The 11622-nt window shown below is 39.8% G+C and carries 10 protein-coding genes; 3 read left to right on the forward strand and 7 right to left on the reverse strand.

Annotated features, from left to right (window positions below; all coding sequences use genetic code 11):
- Positions 1-14: 14 nt before the first annotated feature.
- The 5 genes from I6J03_RS09840 to I6J03_RS09860 form a co-directional block, all read right to left on the reverse strand.
- A complete protein-coding gene (locus I6J03_RS09840) occupies positions 15-758 on the reverse strand; it encodes a DeoR/GlpR family DNA-binding transcription regulator (RefSeq protein WP_003000159.1) in 744 nt (247 codons plus the stop codon).
- A gap of 67 nt (positions 759-825) precedes the next feature.
- Entirely contained in the window at positions 826-1962 is a 1137-nt protein-coding gene (locus I6J03_RS09845; RefSeq protein ID WP_201694338.1) for a hypothetical protein, read from the reverse strand.
- Between the two features lie 95 nt (positions 1963-2057).
- Positions 2058-2783, reverse strand: a complete 726-nt coding sequence (locus I6J03_RS09850) for a YebC/PmpR family DNA-binding transcriptional regulator (RefSeq protein ID WP_003000156.1) — start codon at positions 2781-2783, stop codon at positions 2058-2060.
- 8 nt (positions 2784-2791) lie between these two features.
- Positions 2792-3754 (reverse strand): NAD-dependent epimerase/dehydratase family protein, encoded by a 963-nt coding sequence (locus tag I6J03_RS09855; protein WP_003012979.1) that lies wholly within the window; start codon positions 3752-3754, stop codon positions 2792-2794.
- Between the two features lie 13 nt (positions 3755-3767).
- Positions 3768-5606: a lamin tail domain-containing protein gene (locus I6J03_RS09860; RefSeq protein WP_003012978.1), complete on the reverse strand. Its 1839-nt coding sequence runs from the start codon at positions 5604-5606 to the stop codon at positions 3768-3770.
- Positions 5607-5766: 160 nt separating this feature from the next.
- Here I6J03_RS09860 and I6J03_RS09865 point away from each other — a divergent pair, with 160 nt between their 5' ends.
- Positions 5767-6756, forward strand: coding sequence for an aspartate-semialdehyde dehydrogenase (locus I6J03_RS09865; protein WP_003012976.1), 990 nt, complete (start codon positions 5767-5769; stop codon positions 6754-6756).
- A gap of 272 nt (positions 6757-7028) precedes the next feature.
- Here I6J03_RS09865 and I6J03_RS09870 read toward each other — a convergent pair whose 3' ends face one another.
- Together I6J03_RS09870 and I6J03_RS09875 are read right to left on the reverse strand one after the other, a co-directional pair.
- Positions 7029-8018, reverse strand: a complete 990-nt coding sequence (locus tag I6J03_RS09870; protein ID WP_003012973.1) for a Kelch repeat-containing protein — start codon at positions 8016-8018, stop codon at positions 7029-7031.
- 6 nt (positions 8019-8024) lie between these two features.
- A complete protein-coding gene (locus I6J03_RS09875) occupies positions 8025-9386 on the reverse strand; it encodes a DUF4270 family protein (protein WP_201694339.1) in 1362 nt (453 codons plus the stop codon).
- Positions 9387-9511: 125 nt separating this feature from the next.
- Between I6J03_RS09875 and I6J03_RS09880 the strand changes: the two genes are divergently transcribed.
- Together I6J03_RS09880 and I6J03_RS09885 are read left to right on the forward strand one after the other, a co-directional pair.
- Positions 9512-10942 (forward strand): sensor histidine kinase, encoded by a 1431-nt coding sequence (locus I6J03_RS09880; RefSeq protein WP_003012967.1) that lies wholly within the window; start codon positions 9512-9514, stop codon positions 10940-10942.
- Between the two features lie 2 nt (positions 10943-10944).
- The gene (locus I6J03_RS09885; RefSeq protein ID WP_003012963.1) at positions 10945-11622 is read left to right on the forward strand and encodes a response regulator transcription factor; all 678 of its coding nucleotides are present in this window, start codon (positions 10945-10947) and stop codon (positions 11620-11622) included.

Consider the following 11622-nt stretch of genomic DNA (forward strand, 5'->3'; position numbering starts at 1 on the left):
TTTGATACGCTATTTTAAATTACTTTTATCGTTTTAGCGAACTCCTTTAAAGATGGGTGATCAGGTGTCAAATCTGTTACTAAGAATGAAACGTCTCTTAATGGAGCCACCTTCATTTTCTGGTTAGAGTTCAGTTTTTCCGCAATACTTAATATAGCTACTTTATGCGAGCATTTGATCATCGCACGTTTAATCTGTACAACTTCCCAGTCTGAATCTGTAATCCCGTCATCAATAGAAAGACTGTTTGTACCCAATATGCAAAGATCTACTTTGATTTCAGAAAGTTCATTAATTACCTGTGCTCCGGTTACAATGTTCGTATTACGGGAAAGTTTACCTCCTATGGAGATTACCTCTATGTTTTCCTTTTCGGCCAGTTCTAATGCGACAAGAGGACTGATAGTGAAAAAGGTACATTGTATGTCTTCCGGGATGATCCGTGCCAGTTCTATAACTGTCGTACCACCGCCGACCAATACCGTCATGCCGTTTTGGATGAGTGATATTGATTTTCTGGCAATTTCTTTTTTAGACTCTTTAGCATATACATTTCCATCCTGAAACGGGAATTGAAATGACTTGGAGAGTGCTCCACCATAAACCTTTAATACCTGTCCGTTTTCAGCAAGCTCATTAAGATCCCGGCGGATAGTATCTTCCGAAACATTAAGCTGGACACTGAGATCCGAAGATAAAACTTTATTGTGAAGATTGATTTGGTGTATAATGTAGGCTTGTCTTTCTTCTTTTAACATATTTATAGCTGATTATTGTTATAAAGTTAAGGCTTTTCTTCGCATTCTAAATTTTTTCGCTAAAAATTTAGTCTTCAGATGTTTGGTTGTCATCATTTTTCTGAATCTTTGTCACCCCAGCTTTGAATTTTGGTCTGAATCCCAGAGGTTTAGCGGTAGTCTGAGGAACTTCTTTGTTGTCTTCTACGGTTGCAGCAGAAGGTGTCTCTGTAGTATCCTTGTTTTCTATAACTGTGGATTCCTCCTGTGCAGTTTGTTCCTGTTGTTCTTTTTTGACAGTTGTTACTCCAGCTTTGAATTTGGGTCTGAATCCCAGAGGTTTAGCGGTAGTTTGAGGAACTTCTTTGTTGTCTTCTACGGTTGTAGCAGAAGGTGTCTCTGTAGTATCCTTGTTTTCTATAACTGTGGATTCTTCCTGTGCAGTTTGTTCCTGTTGTTCTTTTTTGACAGTTGTTACCCCAGCTTTGAATTTTGGTCTGAATCCCAAAGGCTTAGCGGGAGTCTGAAGAGCTTCTTTGTTGTCTTGTGCGGTTGCAGCAAGAGGTGTTTCCGTAGTTTCCTTGTTTTCTATAATCGTGGATTCTGCCTGTGGAATTTCGTCCTCTTTCTTAGGGGCTGTAATTCCGGCCTTAAACCGAGGCTTAAATCCTGCGGGCTTATTAACAGTTTCTTGTGTATTGTCTTTTTCGGAAGAAGTGGATTCTTCCGGATTTGTTTTCGTAACTCCCGGTTTGAAACGAGGCTTAAATCCTGCGGGTGTGTTCGAAGATGCTGGTTGAGGATCTGAGCTTTCTTTTTGCTCTGTGTTGGCCGGAGTGCTATTACTTTTAAATCGAGGTGTAAAGCCGGTCGCCGGACGGGTTTCTGCTGACGTTGATTCTGCAGCAGGTGCATTATCAGCAACTGTTGGAGCTGCAGACTTGAACTTTGGTCTGAACCCTGCTGGTTTAGATGCAATGTCCGCAGATGTCGAAGAAGCGACCTGTGTTTCTGTCTTTTTGAGGACTACAGCAGGACTTATTTCCTGTTCGGCAAGTTTATAATCCTTACGAAGACGATTAAACCAGAATTTCTTTGTATGATCAAAGCTCTTCTCTCCCATTAACATATAATGCTTTTTGAATTCATCATAAAGAGCCGAGTTTGAATGCTGTAATGCACTCAAATCAATGTTCTTTTTTACAAAAAATTCTTCAAGGGTCATATGTTCCTGTTTTTACAAATGTACCGAATTTACCAAAATGAAAAAAGAGAGCGGAAGCTCTCTTTTTTCATTTTATAAGAAATAACACGAATGTATTAGTCCATATTGTGATATACAGCCTGTACATCGTCATCTTCTTCAATTTTATCAATAAGTTTAAGAACATCAGCTGCTTCTTCCTCAGAAATGCTGGAATGGGATAGTGCAATGCGTTCTAATTTTGCAGATTTCACTTCTATGCCTTTTTCTTCTAAAAGACGTTGCATATTTCCAAAATCTTCGAATGAAGTTTGTACTACTACAACATCGTTTCCTTCTTCATCTGCTTCTACATATAGCTCTTCCAGACCTCCGTCGATAAGTTCCAGTTCTAATTCTTCTACATCCAGATTTTCCTGAGCATCAAACCTGAAGATTGATTTTCTGTTGAAAATAAAATCTAAAGAACCTGTCTTGCCTAATGTACCGCCGGCCTTTGTAAAATAACTGCGGATATTAGCTACCGTTCTGTTGGTGTTATCAGTTGCTGTTTCGATAAGAATAGGCACTCCGTGCGGGCCATATCCTTCGTATACATATTCTTCATATCCTTTCGCATCTTTCTCTGAGGCACGTTTTATTGCCGCTTCGATACGGTCTTTAGGCATGTTCACGGCTTTACCGTTCTGGATTGCTGTACGCAGGCGAGAGTTGGTTTCGGGGTGAGGTCCACCTTCTTTTACTGCGATAGCGATTTCTTTTCCTAAACGTGTAAATTGGACAGCCATTTTTGCCCAGCGTTTAAATTTGCGCTCTTTTCTGAATTCAAAAGCTCTTCCCATTTTGTCTGTTATTTGTTTTTAAGGTTTTGGATCATGTCCGCCGTCATTTCGGTTAAATCGAATTTCGGTTTCCACTCCCAATCTTTTTGGGCATATGAGTCATCAATACTTGCAGGCCAGGAGTCTGCAATAGCCTGACGGGGATCATTGTCCGAATAAGTGATGGTAAAATTAGGAAGAATTTTTTTAATTTCTTCAGCAATCATCTTCGGTGTGAAGCTGATACCTGCAAGATTGTAGCTGGACCGGATCGTCAACTGCTCTTCCGGAGCTTCCATCAATTCGAGCGTTCCTCTTATTGCGTCGTCCATATAGAGCATTGGCAACGCTGTGTTTTCTGAAAGAAAGCAGTCGTATGTGCCATTTCTGAGCGCTTCAAAAAAGATATGCACGGCATAATCTGTAGTTCCTCCTCCCGGTTCTGTTTTCCATGAAATAATACCCGGATAACGTATACTTCTCACGTCCAAACCATATTTTGCATGGTAATATTCACACAGGCGCTCTCCTGCCAGTTTACTGATGCCATAGATACTGTTTGGATCCATCGTGCAGTATTGCGGAGTATCCTGCTTTGGAGAATGGGGTCCGAATACAGCGATTGAGCTTGGCCAGAATACACGTTTTACTTTAAACTCCAGTGATAAATCCAGTACATGAAGTAAACCATTCATGTTGAGATCCCAGGCTTTTTGCGGGTATTGCTCACCGGTAGCAGACAACATGGCTGCAAGGTGATAAATCTGAGTAGGTTTATATTTATCAAAAAGCGCTTTTAAAGCTTCTTTGTCTAATACGTTAATGATTTCAAAAATCTCATTTTCGGCTAAGGATTTTGGTTCACGAATGTCTGATGTGATGACATTTTCATATCCAAATTTTTGTCTTAAGGCCAATGCTAATTCGGTTCCGATCTGACCGTTTGCACCTATAATAATTACGCGCTCTTTCATCGAAACAAAGATACTCATTTTGTAACCTTTGTCAATAGTGGGATGTGGGTGAGGCCAGGACAAAACTCCCTCTGAATGTCCTGTTGAAGCCTTGATTGTCATATAATTCAACTATATACAAGTAAATTCCCGGCGGAGCCGGGGACCCGTTTTCTGTCCGGCCATCCCAGATAATCTGTCCCGATGAACCTATACTTTTATTCCGAATCAATCGATTGATCATATGGCCTCTGTCGTTTACTATACTAAGGCTGATCATGGCATTTTCGACTTGTATTTCATAGTTGATGAGGAGTAAATCTTCAAATGAATCTCCATCAGGAGAAAATGTACGGGAGCTCAAAAAAAAATTATTTTTTTTGAAAATTTTATCGCTGTACCTGCTGTTTTGATATCCAGGAGTTGCTCCTTCTGCTGATGTTGCAGCAGATCGGAAATTTCCGGGAGTATTTGTATCTTCTTTATAGTGTTGCCGTTCCAATGAAATTCCCTTTTTATTTGTTATAAACGGGCTGTGCATATTTTCGGTATAATGCAGACTATCTACAATCAGATCGTTCTTCCGGAGTAGGACTACTCCTGATATATTATTATAGGCCGGTAGTGTACGTAGCTGTATCAGATTATTCAGGTCCGCAGCTGGATAATGTTGTTTTACTGTTGTACCATTTGTGGTTAGCAACCTGTAATGTCCGGATGGGAAGGAATGAACAGCGTCTGAAATGGTATATTTCCCAATCTTCCAACCCTGAAGATTGATGTCTTCCTTGCTGTTGTTATAGATCTCGACAAAATCAACCCCGCCGGGTTTCGGATTAAAGAGTATTTCATTAATGATTATATCGTGTTGCTGTGCCTGATAGGCAGGAATGTATGACAGTACTATAGTAGTATCCAACGTTATCTGCTGTCCGGTGAAGAGAGCTCCTTTATTAATATTAATCTGGAAGGTTTCCTTTACCAGAGAATCTTTCAGATGGAGATATACAATTGAATCCTGAGTAGTCACATCCCTGATTTCTTTCAAAGGACTAATGGAGTAATTGGAGTGTTGGGACATGAGTACGGTATCCAGAGGAGCAGAGAACAGAAGTGATACCGTGTTAGGATTAAGGATAGCTGATCTTTTAACAGATAATTGATCGGTTGATGCGTAGGCTTTGAACAGGATATAGTGGAAGCGAAGTATAGAATGACGCATTGGTGTAAAATAAGCTGCGAGACCAAAATCAGGCTGCAGCTTGTAAACCATGTCTTTTACCTGAGGCTGGCCTTTGGTATTGAGGAGGGTACGAAATGATTTTTGTTCATACTCTTTCACTGCAATACGCCAAATACCATTCTGATCCCGGGTTATCATTACCTGAGCAGATAAGTGTTCTCTTTCATTCGGAAGAGGAATGCTTTGGAAAATAATGATTCTTGAAGCCCCGTTCTGACGATAAAGTTTATAGACATGCTGATCTGCTGTGCCGTCCACCTGAAGGTGATAACCTTGATGCGCAAGAGAAACTGAAGGTTTATTAACGGAAAGATAGAAGCGGAAATAATTCGCTGAAGTAAGTGGCATTGTACTGGTAAATCCGATTTCATATTGCATGCCGGGCTTGGGTAATGTACTGCTATGAAGATATGCAGGAGATAAGGATTGCGGACTGATATGCAACATATTACTTTCTACGATATAATCTGTGGTAGGCTGCCATTGACGGAGGTGGCCAGCCTGAAATTTGTCCAGAAATAGTGCTCCCGATGTGTCAGAGGGAGAAAGTCGGCTCTGCGAATAGGAGGATGCCGGTGGATGGATAAGGTACAGCAGACCTGCTAACCAGTAGCCTAAAAGTTGTCTTTTTTCTATTAATATGCTCATAATTTATATAAATTGTCAATATTGCTGTATAAAATTTATAAATTTTAAAATATCTCTGGTTTGACGTCTCTTTAATTTGTATGTTTGGCATTCTACATTAACATGTAAGTTAAGTAAAGATTAATAAAATTTATAACAATTTAAAAAACAACAGATTATTATGAAAGTTGCAGTAGTTGGCGCAACAGGCCTTGTTGGGTCAGAGATGTTGACAGTTTTGGCAGAGCGTAATTTCCCGGTGACCACCTTGATTCCAGTTGCTTCAGAGAAGAGCAAGGGTAAGGAAATTGAGTTTAAGGGTAAGAAGTACGCGGTTGTAACCGCAACAGAAGCTATTGCACTGAAACCTGATGTTGCTCTTTTTTCAGCCGGAGGCAGTACTTCTACAGAATTTGCTCCTTTGTTTGCAGAGGCAGGCATTACTGTTATTGACAATTCATCGGCATGGCGCATGGATCCGACAAAGAAACTTGTGGTTCCGGAAGTAAACGGAGATGTATTGACTGCAGAGGATAAAATTATCGCAAATCCTAACTGTTCTACTATCCAGATGGTAGTGGCCTTGAAGCCGTTACATGACAAGTACAAAATCAAACGTGTCGTGGTATCCACTTATCAGTCTGTAACGGGCACGGGAGTTAAGGCGGTTCAGCAGCTTAACGATGAGCGTGCGGGTATAGAAGGAGAAAAAGCATATCCTTATCAAATCGACTTAAATGTAATTCCTCATATTGATGTATTCCAGGACAATGGATATACAAAAGAGGAGATGAAGATGATCAAGGAGACAAATAAGATCATGCAGGATGATTCTATCAAAGTGACAGCGACTACGGTTCGTATACCGGTAATGGGCGGACACTCTGAATCTCTTAACATCGAATTCGAAAATGAGTTTGATCTAAAAGATATCAGATCTGTACTGGAAGCACAAAGTGGTGTAATCGTAGTGGATGACCCTGCTAATCTGGCATATCCTATGCCAAAGGATGCACATGGCCGCGATGAAGTCTTCGTAGGCCGTATACGTCGCGATGAATCACAGGACAAGACATTGAATATGTGGGTTGTGGCAGATAACCTTAGAAAAGGAGCTGCAACGAATGCTGTTCAGATTGCAGAGTTATTAAACAAAAGAGGACTGATTTAATCAGAACACTTTATCAAGTATATCAAGAGCTGCTTTCATAAAGCAGCTCTTTTTTTATGAACTTATCTTCCTTACTGTACCGTCCCGTAACGTGAGCATGTACTCTTAAGGTAAAGAGGGAAAAGATAAGTGTTATCCGACATTGTATGTTGAAGGGTATAAGTATGGGCGCCATACTCTTTCGACTTATTCAGAAGAGGATGATCTTTATACAGAGACAAAAAAAGAGCAACGAAAGTTGCTCTTTTTTTATTTTGTGAACAGGTGTATTCTTATCTCACAGGAATGAATTCCCAGGTATCATCAAATTTGAATGTACCGTTAGCACCTGTTGTGATATATCCTTTTCCGTTTACTGAGAACGCTGCTGCGCCTTCACGTGCAGATCCCTGGAATGCCTGATGTTTGCTTTCCCATGAATCACTTGAAGGGTTGTATCTCCATGTGCTGTTCAGGATAGAAGATTTTTTACCGCCTACAACGAATGCTGTCTGACCTACAGTAAAAGCAGATGCGCTCTGACGTGTTACATCGATATCATCATTTTTGATGTCATTCAGACGAGTCCATGTTGTGCCGTCAAATTTGTAGAAATCTTCAGGGAAAGAGTTGTTGTCAAAACCACCACCTACATAAGCTGTGTTGCCGATCACGAAAGAAAATGCATTCACTCTTTTGTTAGCGAAGATAGTACCTACTGATGTCCATGTATTAGTTGCAGGATCGTATTTGTAGAAATCTTTAAGTGTTTTTTCAGCTTTAGTAGAACCTAAACCTACATATCCGAAACCTCCTAATGAGAAAGCTACAGCTCCGTATCTGGCTTCACCTGGCAAAGGTGCAATTGCAGTCCATTTGTCTGTCGCTGAATCGTATTTGTAAAAGTCATTCAACGCATCTGTTCCATTGTAACCTGTACCTACGAAACCAACTCCGTTGATAGCGAAACCTACAGCTGCGTTACGAGCGTCTCCGATAAAGTCCGCTTTTTTGGACCATGAACCTTTTTTGGAATCGAATAACCAGGTATCTTTTACTCTCTCATTTGTTCTCAGAATACCCGTTGTAATGAACCCGTTATCTCCGATAGAGAAATAGGCTGCTGCACTGCGTGGATCTCCGTCAAAAGCCGAAGTTTTAAACCATTCAGTTGGGCCTGTATCTGTGCTGGTATCTGTATCATTGCTTTTTTTACAAGAATTAAAAGATGTTAAAGCGATAGTACAGGCTAAAAATAGGATTAGCCAATTTTTCTTGTTCATAAATTGTTAAAATTTAGTATATACGATGTTTAATTTAACTTTTGGCTTGTTATTTTCTTTTGCGATTTCAAGCGTATTCGCTGTGGAGAACAGGCTTGGAGAAGCAACAGTTAAAAATAACGAAGTATCATAATAATTTACAGTATTAATATTTTTAAGGTATGCAATCAGATCAAATACATATTTACCATTTGCACCGGTATCATTTCCTTTGCTAAAATTTACCTGTTGTATCGTAGTTGTAAAAGGAAAATTGACTGCTGTAACAGGTATTCCGTTAATATTCGCTACCATCAACATGACAGACGGAGGTACAGGGTACATTCCGGTATTTGAATTTGGAGTTTCGATAATCAACTCGGCTTTATTTATAGAAATCTTCTCATCCAGTATAAATTCTCTTAACGAAGGAATCTTAATATTCGCTACAACACCTGTACCACCCTGAACAAATACTTCCTGATTGGTTTCCGAGCTTTTCAGCTCTTTATTTGTGTAATTCAGGGATGCGTATGGAGTACCTGTACGGTCAAAAGTGATGTTATTGTGCTGGTAAGATTTACTGTCTATTGTAAATGTTTTAGCCGCGCGGGTTTTGAATCCGTCTGATCCGATATACGAATAGTTTACTTTAACTGCCAGCGTATCATTAAATCCGAGTACAGCCGTATTGCCTGCTGCAGGGACAATGACCATACCTTTGAAAAACTCCTGAAAGTTAGCATTGGAAGATACTTTGATATCATTATTCTTGAAAAGATTAAATAATGTATTTCCAAGATTCTGGTCCAAACGTACAGATAAAGTATCTAAGGATTTAATACGTGGGCTGAATGTTAATTCCCCCAGAGGAGTGCTGTTATAGTTAAACTTCTGCTTACCGAAAAGAGTAGGTCCTGTGACAAAAGCCGGAGTCAGATTATTATCAATACCTGTAGTAATGTCTCTTAATATGATATTTTCTGTGACTTCATGTACACTTATCTTTTGGTTTACAGTAGTATCTCCGTAATAGTATCTCGCCTGATTGGGTTTGATAACCAGTGTCAGGGAATCAAATATTGCCCCGTCAGGTATGGTAGCAGAAACATTTCCTAAACCTAAGCGAAAATAGCTGCTGGATGAAATACTTCCTGTCTTTGCACTATTGGCCTTACCTACCAGAATAGTACCTGTTGCTGCAGTAGGAAGATTGTCCATCTGAAAGGTGGATACATTTACAGTAAATGAATCGGTAACACTAAGACCAAGATTGTTATCGGAGCCATCAAGTGAAATACTGATGTCCTTATTACAAGAACTTACGACAGCAATGAATAAAATTGGTAAAATATATCTTATATTTCTTCTTTTAAAAAATCGACTCATGTTGAAAAATTACGCAATGACGCAAAAGTAATGATTGCCACCTGTTAATCAGTGTTATATTTTGTTAAATTAGGTTAATTCATAACCGTGAAGCAAAGCTACTAATTTAAATTTGTTTTTTAATTATGGTGAAAAGGTATAAATTGGTAATAACAGTCATGATCCTGACGGGTTTGGGCGTTATTCTGGTGTTGTCTGGATGGCTTTACGGGAGCTATCAGAACCGCCGGGATCTGTTTCTTTCCTCGGCAGAAAGATCAATGTTTAATGTTATACAGGATGTATATCAGAGCAAGATCAATGTAGATGATTCTCTTCGCTCAGCTCAGGCAAGAGGCAGAAAGTCATTTGTCGGCTATCTGCAGGAGAAATTTCCAAAAATAGATTTTGATTCTTTACGAAAGAATTTTGAGGAAAGCTCAAGGAAATCTTCATATATGCAAGGTTTCAGGGATAACGCGCCCCGACGGGGAGAAGAGCGTAATGACGAGGGACCTTCACAGATTATCCCACCTTATCTGTTCAAGGACTTTGATTTTGATAAGGAAGTAATGGACACCGTCTGTCACAGACTGAAGACCACATTAACAGATAAAGGTATCCATACAGATTTCAGAGTAGAGTTGCTGCAGCTTAGCAGGGAAGAAGTGTCGACTTTCCGTGCAAATACGAAAGCCCAAAAGCTGATGTGGACCAGACCTACATTAGTCAATCCGGAACGGGGACAGTTTGTGGTGGTCAAATTTGAAAATACCTGGCGTTATCTTCTTTTTGGTATAGGATGGCAATTGCTGGTTTCTATTGTTCTGGTGGCTTCTCTGGTAGGATCTTTTCTTTATCTGATGCTGACGATATTCCGGCAGAATAAAATGGCACAGCTGCGGAAGAATTTTGTGAACAATATGACGCATGAGCTCAAGACGCCGGTATCCACTGTGATGGCTGCCGTAGAAGCGATTCAGACCTATGGTGTCAAAGATGATAAGGCTAAAATGGAGTTGTATCTTCAGGTTTCCAGAAATGAGCTTCAGCATCTTTCGGATATGATTGAAAAAGTTCTGCAAATGGATATTGACGAAGTAAAAGGGGTCAATTTACAATATACAACATTTGATATTGCAGATCTGCTGGAGCGTTGTATTATGATTGCAAAGCTTAATTTTAAAAAGAAGATTGAGATTGTCTTTGATTGCGAAAAGAGGCCGGTAATGCTGTTTGCGGATGAAGCGCATCTCAAGAATGTATGCAGTAACCTGCTGGATAATGCGATCAAGTATTCCGGGGAGAAGGTATTGATAACGGTCACTCTCAGAGAATTGCCTCAGTCGGTAGAAGTCAGTGTGAAAGACAATGGAAAAGGTATTGCCTCAGAATATCAAAAGGATGTATTTGATGCTTTTTTCAGGGTTCCGGAAGGGAATCTTCATGAAGTAAAGGGCTTTGGTCTGGGATTATCGTATGTAAAACAAATGATTACACAACATGGAGGGACTGTTTCTCTCGTCAGTGAATTAAATAAAGGTAGTATATTTACGATCAGTATTCCTAAAGCGTAGTTATGATCAGTATTTTGTATGTAGAGGATGAGGCGGGGCTGGCCATGATTCTGTCAGATACTCTGGCGTCTCATGGGTTTGCGGTGACACATTGCGATAATGGCGGAGAAGCATTTTCCACTTTTCAGGAGCAAAAATATGATCTTTTGCTGATCGATGTGATGATGCCTGTGATGGATGGTTTTGAGTTGGCAAAGAAGGTAAGAGGAATGGATACGGATGTACCTATTATATTTCTGACAGCACGGACTCAGACGGAAGATGTCGTTGCGGGGTTTCATCTGGGAGCCAATGACTATATCAAAAAGCCATTTAAGATAGAAGAGCTCATTGTCAGGATAGAAGCTTTGTTTAAATACTATAACCGGGCACAATCTGTTCCTAAATTGCAAATAGGAAATTATGTCCTGGATCATGTGAAGCATCTGCTGACATTTGAGGACATGGAAGAGAAGCTATCCTTTCGGGAAAGTGAATTGTTACGCAGATTATTTGAAAATAAGGACAAAGTAGTTCCCAGAGAAGAGATTATTAAAGCTTATTGGAGTCAGGACAAATACTTTACGGGAAGAAGTCTGGATGTGTTTATCAGTAGAATGCGAAAGTACCTTATTAAGGATGAACGGATCAAGATTATTAATATCAGAGGGATAGGTTATATGTTAACCATAGATGAATAA

Origin of the sequence: Sphingobacterium spiritivorum, from assembly GCF_016724845.1 — a bacterium.
Taxonomy (GTDB): domain Bacteria; phylum Bacteroidota; class Bacteroidia; order Sphingobacteriales; family Sphingobacteriaceae; genus Sphingobacterium; species Sphingobacterium spiritivorum_A.